Below are 14,716 nucleotides of genomic sequence, written 5' to 3' on the forward strand. Positions count from 1 at the left end.
CCCTGCATGGATATAATGAGGGTATGCACCTGATCATGACCCACGAACAGGCAGATTTTGATGCTCTGGCGGCGATGCTGGGTGCTTATTTGATGCATGAGCATGCCTATCCGGTTTTGCCCCGCCGCCTCAACCGCAATGTACGCGCTTTCCTCAACCTTTATGGGAGCGATCTGCCTTTTGTGGAAATTGAGGATTTACCCAATGAACCTGTGACAGCGGTGACGCTGGTGGATACGCAGTCGCTGGTCACTTTGCGGGGGGTGAGTGCTAAAACCCGCGTTCAGGTGGTGGATCATCATACACGACGGGAGAATCTGTCTCCCCACTGGGAAGTGAAAATTGAGCCTGTAGGTTCCTGTACCTGCCTTTTCGTAGAAGGTCTTCGTGAACATAACGGCAATCTCAGTCCACTCCACGCCACACTGTTGTTGCTGGGGATTTATGAGGACACTGGCTGTCTGACTTATCCAAGTACCACGCCGCGAGACGCACAAGCCGTGGGCTATTTGTTGGAACGTGGGGCAAACCTGGAGGTGGCAAACAAGTTCCTTAACCCAGCCCTTTCTGCGGAGCAAAGGCGGGTATATGACCTTTTGCTCAGTATGGCAGAAACGGTTGAGGTTGGCGGGCTTCAGGTGGTCCTCTCGGCGGCAGACGCTGGTGAAATGGTGGACGAAATTTCCAGCGTAGCGCACAAAATTCGCGACTTGCTTGACCCCGATGCTCTGTTTTTACTGGTGCGTACTCCTGAGGGAATCCGCCTGGTGGCACGTTCGACTACCGACCGGGTGGATGTATCCAGTATTGCATCGCGCTTTGGCGGGGGGGGGCATGGGCGTGCTGCAGCGGCATTGATTCGTATTCCTGAGGGTGCAACTTTGCCGTATCAGGAAAGTGGCGAGTCTCCGCTGGAAGCCATCAAGCGCGAGATTCTGAATGTTCTCCCGCGCTTTATTCGCCCGGCTGTGACCGTGAGTCAGATCATGTCTGCCAATCCTTTGACCGTTCCGCCTAAAATGACGGCAGGGGAAGCCCTGAAGTGGATGGAGCGGTATGGTTTTGAGGGCTACCCGGTGGTAGAAGACGGTAAAGTGGTGGGGTTGTTGAACCGCCGTGCAGTGGAGCGTGCGGTGGCTCATAAACTCAGTACGCTGACCGTGACCAGTTTGATGGAGGTTGGTTCCGTTTTTGTGTATCCTGACGACCCCATTGAACGAGTCCGGGATGTGATGGCACAATCTGGTTGGGGGCAGGTGCCGGTAGTGGATCGCCAGATTGGAAATGTGGTGGGCATCGTCACCCGTACCGACCTTTTGCGCCATATCAGTGGCGAAGTGCCCGTACCTGGCAGACGTAATCTGGCAAGAGAACTGGAAGAGTCTATCCCTGAAGGAAGATTGATGTTAATCAAAGCCGTAGCGGCAGAAGCGCGGCGCTTGCATCAGGCGGTGTACATTGTCGGCGGGTTTGTGCGCGATTTGCTTCTTGGGCGCCCCAGCCTGGATTTTGATATTGTGGTTGAAGGAGATGCCATCCATCTGGCGCGCTCGCTGGAAAAACGTTACGGCGGACGGATTTTACCTCATACCCGGTTTGGCACAGCAAAATGGACGATCTCTCCCATTCGCGAAAAACTTGCAGGGATGCTTTCTGAAAAAAATAAGATTGACCCGCAAGAATTACCGGAAGCGCTGGACTTGATCAGTGCCCGCAGAGAGTTTTATGACTACCCCACAGCCCTTCCGACAGTGGAGCGGAGCAGTATTAAACTGGATTTGCACCGCCGCGATTTTACCATCAACACCATGGCAGTGCGGCTGGATGGACATCACTTTGGTGATTTGTATGACTACTGGGGTGGTTTGCGAGATTTGGAGCAAAAAGTCGTGCGGGTTTTGCACTCGCTTTCCTTTGTGGATGACCCTACCCGGCAGTTGCGGGCTGTGCGTTTTGAGCAGAGGTTTGATTTCCATATTGAACATCGCACTCTGCAATTGATGGACGAAGGTCGCCCGCTGATCAGGCATCTTTCGGGCGACCGCCTGCGACATGAACTGAACCTGATTTTGCAGGAAGAAAAAGTATTTGCCATGCTGGCTCGCCTGCAAGAATTGGGACTGCTGGCGGCAATTCATCCTGCCTTTGGGTGGGATGAAGGAATACGTCCTGCTATGCAACACGTGCTTAGGGAGCCTCTGCCTGAATCCTGGGAATTCCCGGAGAAGGTAGCCAATCTTCCCATTCGTCTAGCATTGGCTTATCTGGTGTGGTTGTTGCCAAATCCTGAAGGTAAGGGGATTGCGGAAAGATTGCGTCTCCCCGCCACATTGCAGGAACACTGGCAGGATGCCCGCACATTGCTGGAAAATCATCAGACTTTCCAGGATTTCTCTGCCAGTCAGGTGGTCAAAGTGCTGGATGAAATTGCTTTACCAGCCCTGTATGCTGTGTATTTGCTGGTAGAGAATAAACAACTGAAAGAAGTTCTGGAGCGGTATATCTATCGCTGGCGTTTTGTCTATCCTCAAACCACCGGAGATACTCTTAAAGCCATGGGAATTCCTCCCGGGCCCGAGTATCGGGAAATCCTCTGGCAACTCCGCGCGGCATGGCTGGATGGAAGGGTGAACAGTGTGGAAGAGGAACAAGCCCTTTTGCAATGCCTGCTTTCTTCCGCGACGAGGGGGAATTCTCGATGACAGAAACTTCGGAAGTCAGGGAAGATTTGCTTTCCCGCGTGGTTGTACGGCATTTACATGAAGAAGACCTTCCCGCCCTGGAATGGGAAGGAGAATACACCCATTTCCGTCGCATGTATGCCGATGCCTACCAGCGCATGAAGCGCGGATTAACCCTGATGTGGGGGGCTGAATTGCAGGGAGTGGGTATTATTGGGCAGGTGTTTGTGCAGTTCCTTTGTGACCGTCCGGAGTTGTGTAATGGTGTGGATCGGGCGTATCTGTATGCTTTTCGGGTGCGTGCACCGTACCGCAGTCGAGGGGTAGGAGCGTTGATTCTTTCCATTGTGGAGGAAGACTTACGCCGGCGTGGTTTTCGGTATGTAACCTTGAATGTTGCCCGTGATAACCCCCGTGCGCAGGCCTTTTACGAACGCCATGGATATCACGTCGTTGCCCCAGAGCCAGGGCGCTGGCAGTATATCAATCATCTTGGCAGGCTGGTGGAGGTTGTTGAGCCTGCCTGGCGCATGGAGAAAAGTCTCCTCCCCTAGCGACGATTCAGCCTCTGAAAAAGCGCGTTCCCGCGCAGTCCATTTTCAAGGGCTTTTATTCCTTCTTCTATCGGAAACCAGAGTCGTACCTGATTCTGTCCATTGTCAAACAGAATGCTCATGTAGCCCCGGGTCATACCAGGCAGTTCATTCTGAGGCAATTGTTCTGCAACCTGGAGCAGGCGTTCAGCCCAGAATCCCAGTTCATCCTGATTTTCAATACTCGCTACCGGCACCGTAAAGTAGAAATCAGTTTGCAAGGGGGTAAAACGTACCACCTGGTTGGTGCTGACATCCAAACAGTTCTCGCCATATGCCATTAACAAGCCTTCCACCGTACTCCATCCGCTTTTCACCAGCACATCCTGCAGACGAGCAGTTTCTTCTTCAAGCGGTTGATTGACCCATGCAAAGGCACAGGGGATGGGGGTGGGCGTAAAGGTAGGTACAGGGGTTGGCGATGGAACGGGAGTACTGCTGGGAACAGACGTTTTCCCCAATTGCTTGGGCGGGGGAACGTTAGGGGCAAAAAAGTATTCGGTAGGAAACTGGCAGGAAGCCAGCAACATGAGGCAACTGAGCGAAAATGCAGTTAAAAATTGTGGAAGCGGTTTTTTCTTCATCGGTTGTACTCCAGCCAGACTACGACGCGTTCCCAGCGGTCCCGACTTTCCTGGATATGGACAGGGGTTAACAAAGCGTTGAAGGTTTCCATCTCTTCGCGTGAGATGCCGGGCATTTGGTTTTGCCCCTCTTGCTTAAGATGGGCGTAAAGCAAAAAAGTTCCCGAAGGCGCAAGATAGTTGAGCAGGTTTTGGCGATAGCGCACGCGATCTTCCTGGGGAAGCCCGTGATAACAGCCAATATCGAGTATCAGGTCAAAGGGAGGAGAAACATGCGAGAGATTGGTGACGCTCCCATTGAGTACCTGCCCCTTCATGTTCTCCCGGCGCAATCGTTGACGCGCCCGCCACACAGCCAGCAGGGAGAGATCAATCCCCACAACCTGCCAGCCTGCCTTTGCCAGTGTGAGTAAATTGGTTCCACTCCCACACCCCAAATCTAGGGCGCGACCGGATGGATGACTCTGGATGAAAGCCACCAATTCAGGAGGGGAAATGCCTGTGTCCCAGGGTGGCTGTTTCAGGTACCACAGGTTAAAGGCAAGCCAGCGGGTAACGCGTTCCAACCAGAGCATATCTGAATCTTACTTTTGAAAGATAGAACCGTCAAACCAGTTTTTCCCAGCCTGATCCTGTGTACCGTAAAGTATGGAAAGTTTACCCGGATGGGACCTGGATGAGCAGGATTTTGCTTGACAAGCCGTCTGCTCTCGGTTAAAATGGCGTCACTCCTTGGGTAACCGGGGGCCTGTGGCTCAGTTGGGAGAGCGCCTCAATCGCACTGAGGAGGTCAGGGGTTCGAATCCCCTCAGGTCCACACAGGCTGAAGCGATTGAGCGCCAATCAGCCGGGTAATTTAAGGGGCCCATAGCGCAGTTGGGAGCGCGTCTCAATGGCATTGAGAAGGTCGGGGGTTCGAATCCCCCTGGGTCCACACGAAAAACAGGGGCGGGCTGAGAAGCCATGCCCTTGAGAGTTTAAGTACAAAGCCAGGGCAGGAGTAGTAAGCCATCTGCCAGCGAGTCGGGAGAGTGCGGTGTGAGCCCGGCAGGGCGTCTGCAGAGCGCCAGGAAAGGCTGAACTCGCCTGTCATCCCTCCAGAGGGAAGGCTGGGCAGGTGAACCGGAAAGTAGCCTGCAACGGGTGTCGCCCGTTATCGCGACACAAAGCGACCTGTGCATAACAGGTAAGCAGGGTGGTACCGCGGAGGTTGATCAGCACCTTCGTCCCTGAGGGGACGAGGGTGTTTTTTATCTGACGGCATGGAGAATAAAAGAGGAGGATTCTGTTTATGGCTGAAGCCAAAGTTCGTATTTACAATCCGGCGGAAATTGAGTCGCGCTGGCAGGAGCGCTGGGAAAAAGACGGACTGTATCATTCCGACATTGACCCGAACAAACCCAAGCATTATGCCCTGACAATGCTTCCTTATCCATCGGGGAATTTGCATATCGGACACTGGTATGCCATGACGCCTTCCGACGCGCGGGCGCGCTTTATGCGGATGCGTGGGTACAACGTCCTGTTCCCGATGGGCTTCGATGCTTTTGGCTTGCCTGCTGAGAATGCCGCCATTAAACGCAATATTCACCCCAAAGAGTGGACTTATCAGAATATTGACAATATGCGTCGCCAGTTGAAGAGCATGGGTGCGATGTTCGATTGGCGGCGGGAAGCCATTTCCTCAGACCCGGAGTACTATCGCTGGACGCAATGGTTCTTCATCCAGTTCTACAAGCACGGGCTGGCTTATCGGAAGATGTCGCCGGTAGACTGGTGTCCGACCTGCAATACCACCCTGGCGCGCGAACAGGTGTGGGGTGAAGACCGTCACTGCGAACGTTGTGGTACGCCGGTGATCAAGAAAAACCTGGAGCAGTGGTTCTTCAAAACCACCCAATACGCTGAGGAATTGCTCCGCTACGAAGGTATGGACTGGCCTGAAAAAGTCCGTGAGATGCAAATTAACTGGATTGGCAAATCCGAAGGCGCTTCGGTAATTTTCTCTACCGAACAGGGTGATCCTCTGGAGGTATTTACCACCCGTCCGGATACATTGTGGGGGGTAACCTTTATGGTGTTGGCGCCGGAGCATCCGCTGGTGGAAAAGGTGACCACACCCGAGCGAAAAGCCGAGGTGGATGCCTATGTGGCTCAGGCGATTCGTCAGTCCGATATTCAACGCGAATCTACAGAAAAGGAAAAGACGGGGGTTTTCACCGGGGGGTATGCGATCAACCCGGTGAACGGGGAGCGGGTGCCAATCTGGATTGCTGACTATGTGCTGATGACCTACGGCACGGGTGCTATCATGGCAGTACCTGCGCACGATCAGCGCGATTTTGAGTTTGCCCGCAAGTATGGTTTGCCCGTGCGGGTCGTCATTCAGCCTGAAGACATGGAACCGTTAAACGGCGATGCACTCACCGAGGCAGTGCCTGCAAAGGGAAAGATGGTCAATTCGGGACCTCTCACGGGTACTCCGGGAGATCAATCTTTTGAAGCGGCGGTGAAGTATGTGGAACAAATCGGGAAGGGCAAGCGTGCGGTGAATTACCGCCTGCGTGACTGGTTGATTTCCCGCCAGCGCTACTGGGGCGCGCCCATTCCGATGGTTTACTGCGAGAAGTGCGGTGTTGTACCTGTGCCGGAAGATCAACTGCCGGTGCTGTTACCGGATGATGTCGAGTGGCGTCCGACCGGCGAAAGCCCGCTGAAACTGCATCCTACCTGGCGGTTTACCACCTGCCCATCCTGCGGCGGCAAGGCTGAGCGTGAAACCGATACCATGGACACCTTCATGTGTTCGTCCTGGTACCATTTGCGTTATCTCAGCCCGCATTATGATAAAGGTCCTTTTGACCCGAAGGAATATGATTACTGGATGCCGGTGGATACCTATACCGGCGGCGCCGAGCATGCCACCATGCACCTGATTTACACTCGCTTCTTCCACAAAGCCTGTCGGGATATTGGCATTACCAAAGGCAACGAGCCGATGATTCAACTGCGCAACCAGGGGCAGATTCTGGGTCCCGATGGTCAACGCATGAGCAAATCCCGCGGCAATGTAGTGGACCCCGATGAGCAGGTGCGCATGTACGGCGCCGATACGGTGCGCGCCTTCCTGATGTTTGGCTATCGCTGGGCAGAGGGAGGACCGTGGGGTACTGAGAACATCCAGGGAGTCAACCGCTGGTTGCGCCGTGTGTGGTCGTTTTTCCTGGATGAGGCGGATGGCGGAAAGGCAGATGAAGCCACGTTCAAACGTCTGCGCCGCAAGGTGCATCAAACCTTGCGCTCAGTCACGCGCGACTTTGAAGAATTTGAGTTCAACACCATTGTTTCGGCTCTGATGGAACTGGCGAATGAGATGAGCCGTGCCAAACAAAATGGCGCATTCGGTACCCCAGTCTGGGACGAAGCCGTGGAAATTTACCTGAAGATGCTGGCGCCGGTGGCTCCACATATTGCCGAGGAACTCTGGGCGCAGTTGGGTAAACCCTACTCCATTCACCAGCAGTCCTGGCCCCTGGTAGATGAAGAAGCGGCAAAGGAAGAAGAAATTACCCTGGCGGTGCAGGTCAACGGCAAGGTGCGCGATCGTCTGGTGGTGCCTGCCGAGATTGACCGCGAGACGGTGGAAAAACTGGCGCTGGCAAGCCCGGCAGTGCAGAAATTCCTTGAAGGACGCACGCCCAGACAGGTCATTTACGTGCCGGGTAAACTGGTAAGCATTGTAGGGTAAGGAAAATTTTTGATGAGTCTATAAGAGGCGGGAAGACTTTTCTCTTCCTGCCTCTTTTTGTCTCTGTATGGCTTATCGGAAGTGTTAAGTGAAGGCTTAAGAGAATGAATTAAAATTACTATGAGCATTTCCAGGGAATTTCTATGTCCACAGACGCAACACTGCTTCAGCGCTTGAAAAAATTTGTTTTAGAAGAGGCAAATGCCCAATGGGAAGCGCTGGAACACCAGTGGAAAACCCCATTGGCCCAGAGAGTTGCAAAAGGGTGGGCAATTGAGGGAATTCGCATTGTAGAGGTCGATAATTTCCTGGTACGCATGCACTGTTATAACAATCAGTCTCGTTTCCGTGAGGGGGATTTGGTTGTTTTGCATCGCGGCAATCCCAGAGACCCGGATGCCCTGCACCTGGATTTATATTACGATGGAGTTACTGACCTTGAAGCTGGACTGATACGGGGAAATCCATACCTCTTGAAGGCAGAACCCGATGGATGGGTAATGGATCAGGACTGGTTTGACACAAGTGAGTTTTATCTTGCGGCAATTGACCAGGTAGCCGACTCTCATCGTGGACGCTCAATCATTTTACCTATTCTTCAGGGAAACCTGTATCCTCAAATAGATTTTGCTCGTTATCACCGGGCACGTGAATGGTCTACCCGGAAAGGCTTAAACGAAAGCCAGGTGGAAGCCATTGCTACCGCTTACGCTACGAATTTATATCATCTTATCCAGGGACCGCCTGGGACTGGGAAAACAATGGTTCTGGCACATCTATCTGACCTGTTTGTCCAGGAAGGTGGTCGGGTTTTGATCACCGGTTTAACACATCGTGCCATTCATAATGCGCTCAACAAGGTTGTTCAGGTAAACCCGGAGATTCCCGCGTGTAAAATTGGGGACCAGCGACACACCGGGGATTTGAAAGCCCCCAACTTTGAAACCTTTGATGAATCAGGGTTTGGTGATATTCATACGGGATATGTGATTGGAGCAACTCCATTTGCACTGCAAACTCAACGTTTGAGGAATGTTGAGTTTGATGTGGTGATTTTTGACGAAGCCTCTCAGGTCACTATCCCTCTGGCATTGATGGGAATGTTGGCAGGAAATAAGTATATTTTTGTGGGGGATGAAATGCAGTTGCCTCCCGTCACTGTCTTTGCTCAGCCAAAGCAAGAAGTATCTTCAATTTTTTCTATTCTCTCCGGGCGTGGTCAGGAAACCATGCTGAACATTACCTATCGTTTGAACGACGTATTGACGGAATGGCCCAGCAAGACCTTCTATGGCGGGAAATTACAGCCCAGTGAGCAGTCTAAAAAACGCCGGCTTCGTTTGGTGGGAGAACCAAACCGTTGGGATTTTGTGCTTGACCCACAGACCCCTGCCGTTTTTGTGGATTTGGACCATAAAAACGCCACCAACCGCAGTATGCTGGAAGCAGAAGTTGTGGCGGATTTGGTTGTGTCTTTAATTGTTCGAGGACTTTCGCCAGCGGAAATTGGAGTGGTCACTCCTTTTCGTGCGCAAAGTCGTCTGATTCGTACCTTGCTCTGGCGCATGATTGATGATGAAGATATCCGCCGACAGATAATTGTGGACACTGTGGAACGGATGCAAGGGCAGGAAAGGGAAGTGGTGCTGGTTTCTCTGGCGACTTCGAACCCTTCCTTTGCCGCTCAGATTGCCGATTTCCTCTTTCGCCCTCAGCGGTTGAATGTGACGGTAACCCGTCCTCGTACCAAGTTAATCCTGGTTGGTAGCAAACATGTATTGCTTGCCGGGCAATATGATCCAGATGTGGCAGAGAGTGTCAAAATTCTTCGCGAATTAATTGATTTTTGTGCACATATATCTCTCCAAGGAGGAATTCCCTAATCCATGGCACGTCTGTTGCCTTCTCAACCGCCCACGAAGTTGCCCAAAGATACTCTCAAAGTATTTGAAGCGCTCAAAACCTTACCAGATCATTATTTCATCTGGCATCATCTTGCTCCATGGGAACAATCAAGCCCGGATTTTCTGATCGTTACATACGACGCAAAGGTTTTGTTGGTTAAGGTTTGCCCTGCTGTTCACGCTGACGTTCAGTCGGCAGTTCAGATGCGCTTGTTTGGGGAGCCTGTTTCTACATTCGGGAAAATGGAAACAGAAGTCCTTGAGCGCTTTGTTGAGAAACTGAATTTCCCTCAAGGAATAGAAGTTGCTACTTTGGTTCTCTTTCCCAATCTCCCTGATGCCCGGGTTCAGGAATTACGTCACACCTTTCAAATTACTAAGGTGTATTGGGCTGGAAAGGAACTTCTTGAAGGGCGTGAAGAGCCCTGGAAGGCATATTTTTCAAATAACCCCTTACCGCCGCTGTTCATTGAGAAGGTGCGCCAGCAATTTTCTCCGGAAATTGTTGTTCCCAGCCACATGACGGTTCGGCCACAAATCACCCGCCGCCTGGAAGCAGGTTTGACCGACTATTTGCTCGATTATGATCAGGAAAGGGCTGTAAAGTCTGATCTGGACCTTCCGGAAGAAGACGAATCTCTCCTGAATGATTTTCGCCTGAACATCATTAATGGTGTCGCAGGGAGTGGAAAAACGCTCATCCTGATTTATCGCTTGCGCTTGCTGTACAATCTATATCCGCAAAAGCGTTTTTTAGTGCTGACACATAATCGACCATTGAACTTTGACATGCAAGCCCGTTTTGCTCGCTTGAACGGGGGCAAATTACCGGAAAACATCGAATGGTTTACCTTTAACGGCTGGTGTTACCATTATTGGCCCAGGGAAAGTGAGAAATGGATCGAGCCAATTCGCATTAAGCCCCGGGAACAGCTTGCCGAAGAAGTTTGCCGGAAGTACCTTCAAGACCTTCCCATCTCGACAGCCATGTTCCTTAGCGAAATTGATTGGATCAAAGATCAACTTCCCATGACACGAGAAGAGTACCTGCAGGCAGACCGTCGTGGAAGAGGGTTTGGGTTAAGTGCAGAACAACGCAGGCGCGTATTTGATGCATTTTCTGCGTATCAGCAAAAGTTGGCTGAGGAGAATCTTCTGGATTGGGGAGATGTTCCTCAAAAGATGTGGAATTTCCTTCAGGACGGGACGGTTGTTCCGCCTCAGTATGATGTGGTGATGATTGATGAAGCCCAGTTCTTCGCTCCCCTGTGGATGCAAATTGTTAAAAAATTGCTTAAGCCCGGGAACAGTCATTTATTTATTGTTGCTGACCCTACTCAGGGATTTTTGGGGCGCGGGGGATCCTGGAAAGCCCTCGGGATTCAAGCCAGAGGGCGTACCCATACGTTGCGGAAGAGTTATCGTACAACACTGGAAATCTTGCAATTTGCTACCCTGTTTTATCGCACCAGGGTTACCGAAGACCCGGAAGAAGATATCCTGTCTCCAGATTTGTTAAACATGCCCAACGGAGTTTTGCCTGAGATTCTTCTCCTGTCAAGTTCTCAAGATGAGATTGTTCGCGTTGCCAATGAGGTCAAAGAGTTTGTATCCAGAGGATATCCCAAAAAGCATTTACTCTTGCTGCATACTTCGCAACAGGGGGTTACTGCGTTGGTTCAAGCCATTAATTCGCGATTGGGCAAAGACGCTGCACGCGATGCCAAAAATGATTATCCGGGGGATTACGTGAGAGTTACCACATTGAACGCCGGCGCAGGTTTAGAGAGCCCAATTGTCTTTCTGGTGGGACTGCGTGAATTGTTTGAACAGGAACAGTCTTTGCGTTTGTCCGATGATGAGCGGGAGACTCTTATTCGAGATAATACCCGTAAGTTGTACATGGCGATCACACGCGCTGGTCAGCGTTTGGTTTTGACCCATGTAGGTGAACCTCCAGAGGTGTTATCAAAGATTCAAGCGCAACTTCAATCTGCCTGATTAAGGAGTTTTTCATGCGTATCGAAGATCTCAACTGGATGGATGTAGAAGCCTATCTTCAGCAGGATGACCGTTTGATTCTGGTGCTGGGGACAATTGAACAGCATGGTTACCTGAGCCTGGCTACCGATGTGCGCATCCCCCTGGCACTGGCGGATGCCGCCAGTCAAAAGACGGGTGTGCTGGTGGCACCGCCGGTCAATTATGGCGTTTCGCCGTACTTTTTGACCTACCCGGGGACTTTCAGCCTGCGGCTTTCGACTTTTCTGGATACCGTGGAAGATCTTGTACGTTCAGCCTATGCTCAGGGCTTCCGGCGCATTCTGGTGCTGAATGGCCATGGCGGTAACGATGCGGCACGGGGACGTCTGGTGGAATTGATGAATCAACTGCCCGGACTGAAAATTGCCTGGTATGCCTGGTGGACTTCGCACAGTGTGGAAGCCTTTGCCATTGAGCATCAACTGGAACGCAACCATGCCAACTGGATGGAAGCCTTTCCTTTTACCCGGGTGAGTGACTTGCCTGAAGGAGAAAAAGTCTCTCCCTCAGTCAAAGGTTTGCTGAACGCTGAGGAAACCCGTACCGTGTATGGGGATGGTTCTTTTGGTGGTCCTTATCAGGTGCCGGATGCGCTTATGGATGAACTCTTTGCCGTGTGTCTGCAGGATGTTCTCTATCTGCTCGAATTTTAGGTTTTACAATTTTTTTACAGCCAGACAATAAAGCGATTACCCCCTCAAATTAACATTGGAGTCAACCCGTGAGGTTCAATCTAATTTGAGGAGGTTTTAACATGAAACATAAAATGATGAAATGGTTAAGCGTTCTGGTTGTGTTGGTGATGGCTTTAGGTTCCATTGCCGCCGCGCCGTCTCCGGTGGACGCCAGCGGTATTCCTGCCCAGGAAGTCCCGCCTTCCGATGAGGCAGGAATGGTTCAGCGTCCACCCCGCCCTGAGGTGCTTGAGCAAGCCTATCAGCGCTTGCAAAAAACTCTGGAAGCCCAGAAGGAGCGTTTACAGCGCGCCGAACAGCAAATTCCCAACTGGGAAAGCAAAATCGCCGAATTAAAGCAGAAGGGATTGGATACCTCAGCATTGGAAAAGGCGCTGGCAAACTTCAAGGATAGTTTGATGAAAGCCCGTCAGTCTCATGAGGAAGCCGCTCGCATTCTTGCCCAGCATCCCGGCTTTGATGAAAATGGCAAGGTCGTGGATCCAAAACAAGCGGCACAAACCGTTCGGGATGCAGGTAAAGCCATTCGAGTGACACACCGGATTATGGAAAATGCCATGTGGGAAATGTTGAGAGCATTTCGGGAATTTCGCCGGGATAACCGCCCTAATCCCGGTGAGCCGCGGCCTCCCAAACCTCCGGTAGAGGATACGACTGCCCCGGTTCAGCCATAAGAAGTTCATAGACCAATAAGCCCTTCTCCAAACAGGAGAAGGACTTATTTTACGTTCTTCCTGTTCGGATGATGGACCAGATCAGCCAGATTCCAAAAACAATTGAGGAAATTAACGCAAAGCCAAAGATAAATTCACCCAGAGGTTGCCAGGTTTCAGGTTTATACACTACCATGATCAGGCTCAGGGCAACAATCACTGCTGAGAGAATCATTCCTAAAGTCATGCGGTTGGTCATCTTTTGAAACTTGCTGACCAAATCGTTTAATTCTTCGGTGTTGATGTTCACTTCCAGTTGCCCCCGTTCCAGACGGCTTAACAGGCGGGTCACCCGGCGGGGCAGTTCCATGGTCAGTTCCATGCCGTCCATGGCGGCGGCAGAGATGCGCGGGAGCATATTGCGCATGGAGCGTTCTTCCTGCCAGAAGCGCTTAACATAAGGTGCGGCAAAGGTGAACAGTTGAAATCCCGGATACAGCATCATTCCCGTGCCTTCGCTGATGATAATGGCGCGGGTCATGGCAACCAGTTCACCGGGCAGTTGCAGGTGGTTTTGCATCACCAGTTGCATGATTTCGCCCATCACCTGAGCCCCGGTGAGGTCTTTGAGCGAAAGTCCCGTAAAGCGGTCAAAAAGGCGTTCCATCTCACGAGTAAACGCGCGGCGGTCCAGTTCTCGATAAAAGATATTTGCACTGATGAGTTCATCCACCAGGATTTCGGCATCCCTTCGGGAAATGGCTTCGGCAATTCCCAGAAAAGTACGTTTCATACCGGGGGTCAGTCTGCCGATCATGCCGAAATCCATGACTGCTAGCGAGCCATCGGGCTGAACGAAGAAATTTCCGGCGTGGGGATCAGCATGGTACAGCCCAAACTCGAAGATTTGGCGCAGGGCAAAATGCATCAGGTTTTCAGCGATGGTACGGCGGTCAATGCCGGCATTGTCCAGAGCAGGAAGGTCGTTTAACTTGATGCCTGAAAATCTTTCCATAGTGATGACCTGGCGGGTGGTGTAGTCCCAGTATACTTTTGGAATATGCACCACCGGGTCATCGGCAAAATTGGTGCGGAACGCCTCAATATTTTGCCCTTCCCGCAGATAGTCAAATTCGGCGCGTACGGTGAAGGCAAATTCATCCACCAGCATACGCAGATCATAGAAGCGACCCAACACAGTATGATTGCTTGCCCATTCCGCAAGATCGGTGAGAATCTGGATATCCTGCTCAAAGACTTCCTGTGCTCCCGGGCGCACAATTTTGACCACAACTTCTTCACCCGACCAGAGCGTTGCCGCATACACCTGTCCAATAGACGCGGATGCCAGCGGTTGAGGGTCAAATTGGATGAAGATATCCTTGGGGTCGCGTTTGAGTTCGTTAGTGAGGACGGTCATGATTTGTTCGTAGGGGGTAGGGGGAACCAGGTCCTGCAGTTTGCTCAGTTCGGCGATGTATTCCGGAGGCAGAAGATCCAGGCGCGAGGAAAGCGCCTGTCCAAACTTAATAAACGTGGGTCCGAGTTCTACCAGAGCGCTGACAAATTCTTCCGCTGGCGTTCGACGCGCGCGCGTGAATACCCGTCGTGCCAGTTGAGATTCATCCGCTCCTGGCGCGAATCGGGTAAAGAGCCAGTCCATCCCATGGCGCATCAATACAGCCAGAATTTGTTGGGAACGCAGGAAAACATTGCGCCGAACTAACCAGGGTAAACGGGGGTAAGGCGGGCGCACCATATTCTTATTATAGAGTTTTTCCCTTCCGAATGGTCGAATTTCATCGCTATAATATG

General features: G+C 51.7%; 10 protein-coding genes and 2 tRNA genes. 9 read left to right on the forward strand and 3 right to left on the reverse strand.

The features are described 5' to 3' along the window. The first annotated feature begins 23 nt into the window (after positions 1–23). Both ANT_RS05300 and ANT_RS05305 read left to right on the forward strand, forming a co-directional pair. Positions 24–2,702 carry a CBS domain-containing protein gene (locus tag ANT_RS05300; protein ID WP_013559486.1) on the forward strand — a complete coding sequence of 893 codons (2,679 nt, stop codon included), beginning with the start codon at positions 24–26 and terminating at the stop codon, positions 2,700–2,702. Then, positions 2,699–3,235 (forward strand): GNAT family N-acetyltransferase, encoded by a 537-nt coding sequence (locus tag ANT_RS05305; protein WP_013559487.1) that lies wholly within the window; start codon positions 2,699–2,701, stop codon positions 3,233–3,235. Before ANT_RS05300 ends, ANT_RS05305 begins: the two co-directional genes overlap by 4 nt. On the opposite strand, the gene ANT_RS05310 is transcribed toward ANT_RS05305, so the two are convergent. Together ANT_RS05310 and ANT_RS05315 are read right to left on the reverse strand one after the other, a co-directional pair. Continuing rightward, on the reverse strand, positions 3,232–3,858 hold the full coding sequence (locus ANT_RS05310) for a hypothetical protein (protein WP_013559488.1): 627 nt from the start codon (positions 3,856–3,858) through the stop codon (positions 3,232–3,234). The genes ANT_RS05305 and ANT_RS05310 overlap by 4 nt on opposite strands. Continuing rightward, positions 3,855–4,433, reverse strand: coding sequence for a class I SAM-dependent methyltransferase (locus ANT_RS05315; protein WP_013559489.1), 579 nt, complete (start codon positions 4,431–4,433; stop codon positions 3,855–3,857). Before ANT_RS05315 ends, ANT_RS05310 begins: the two co-directional genes overlap by 4 nt. A gap of 169 nt (positions 4,434–4,602) precedes the next feature. Between ANT_RS05315 and ANT_RS05320 the strand changes: the two genes are divergently transcribed. From ANT_RS05320 to ANT_RS05350, 7 genes are all read left to right on the forward strand, one after another. Next, positions 4,603–4,675: transfer RNA gene (locus ANT_RS05320), tRNA-Ala, on the forward strand. Between the two features lie 44 nt (positions 4,676–4,719). Next, positions 4,720–4,792: transfer RNA gene (locus tag ANT_RS05325), tRNA-Ala, on the forward strand. 357 nt (positions 4,793–5,149) lie between these two features. Continuing rightward, entirely contained in the window at positions 5,150–7,606 is a 2,457-nt protein-coding gene (leuS, locus tag ANT_RS05330) for a leucine--tRNA ligase (RefSeq protein WP_013559490.1), read from the forward strand. Positions 7,607–7,749: 143 nt separating this feature from the next. Beyond that, a complete protein-coding gene (locus tag ANT_RS05335; RefSeq protein WP_013559491.1) occupies positions 7,750–9,489 on the forward strand; it encodes a DEAD/DEAH box helicase in 1,740 nt (579 codons plus the stop codon). Between the two features lie 3 nt (positions 9,490–9,492). After that, positions 9,493–11,511, forward strand: coding sequence for a UvrD-helicase domain-containing protein (locus ANT_RS05340; protein ID WP_013559492.1), 2,019 nt, complete (start codon positions 9,493–9,495; stop codon positions 11,509–11,511). Between the two features lie 14 nt (positions 11,512–11,525). Continuing rightward, entirely contained in the window at positions 11,526–12,206 is a 681-nt protein-coding gene (locus ANT_RS05345) for a creatininase family protein (RefSeq protein ID WP_013559493.1), read from the forward strand. Between the two features lie 101 nt (positions 12,207–12,307). After that, positions 12,308–12,922 (forward strand): hypothetical protein, encoded by a 615-nt coding sequence (locus tag ANT_RS05350; protein ID WP_013559494.1) that lies wholly within the window; start codon positions 12,308–12,310, stop codon positions 12,920–12,922. Between the two features lie 49 nt (positions 12,923–12,971). Here the strand turns inward: ANT_RS05350 and ANT_RS05355 are convergent, their stop codons facing one another. Then, positions 12,972–14,660 (reverse strand): ABC1 kinase family protein, encoded by a 1,689-nt coding sequence (locus tag ANT_RS05355; RefSeq protein ID WP_013559495.1) that lies wholly within the window; start codon positions 14,658–14,660, stop codon positions 12,972–12,974. Between the last annotated feature and the right edge of the window lie 56 nt (positions 14,661–14,716).

The organism is Anaerolinea thermophila UNI-1, assembly GCF_000199675.1.
Classification (GTDB): Bacteria; Chloroflexota; Anaerolineae; order Anaerolineales; family Anaerolineaceae; genus Anaerolinea; species Anaerolinea thermophila.

What these genes read in the sequence shown, in the direction of transcription:
- ANT_RS05300 (WP_013559486.1), top strand. Translation starts at nt 24, where the DNA reads ATGCACCTGATCATGACCCACGAACAGGCAGATTTTGATGCTCTGGCG.
- ANT_RS05305 (WP_013559487.1), top strand. Translation starts at nt 2,699, where the DNA reads ATGACAGAAACTTCGGAAGTCAGGGAAGATTTGCTTTCCCGCGTGGTT.
- ANT_RS05310 (WP_013559488.1), bottom strand. Translation starts at nt 3,858, where the DNA reads ATGAAGAAAAAACCGCTTCCACAATTTTTAACTGCATTTTCGCTCAGT.
- ANT_RS05315 (WP_013559489.1), bottom strand. Translation starts at nt 4,433, where the DNA reads ATGCTCTGGTTGGAACGCGTTACCCGCTGGCTTGCCTTTAACCTGTGG.
- leuS (WP_013559490.1), top strand. Translation starts at nt 5,150, where the DNA reads ATGGCTGAAGCCAAAGTTCGTATTTACAATCCGGCGGAAATTGAGTCG.
- ANT_RS05335 (WP_013559491.1), top strand. Translation starts at nt 7,750, where the DNA reads ATGTCCACAGACGCAACACTGCTTCAGCGCTTGAAAAAATTTGTTTTA.
- ANT_RS05340 (WP_013559492.1), top strand. Translation starts at nt 9,493, where the DNA reads ATGGCACGTCTGTTGCCTTCTCAACCGCCCACGAAGTTGCCCAAAGAT.
- ANT_RS05345 (WP_013559493.1), top strand. Translation starts at nt 11,526, where the DNA reads ATGCGTATCGAAGATCTCAACTGGATGGATGTAGAAGCCTATCTTCAG.
- ANT_RS05350 (WP_013559494.1), top strand. Translation starts at nt 12,308, where the DNA reads ATGAAACATAAAATGATGAAATGGTTAAGCGTTCTGGTTGTGTTGGTG.
- ANT_RS05355 (WP_013559495.1), bottom strand. Translation starts at nt 14,660, where the DNA reads ATGGTGCGCCCGCCTTACCCCCGTTTACCCTGGTTAGTTCGGCGCAAT.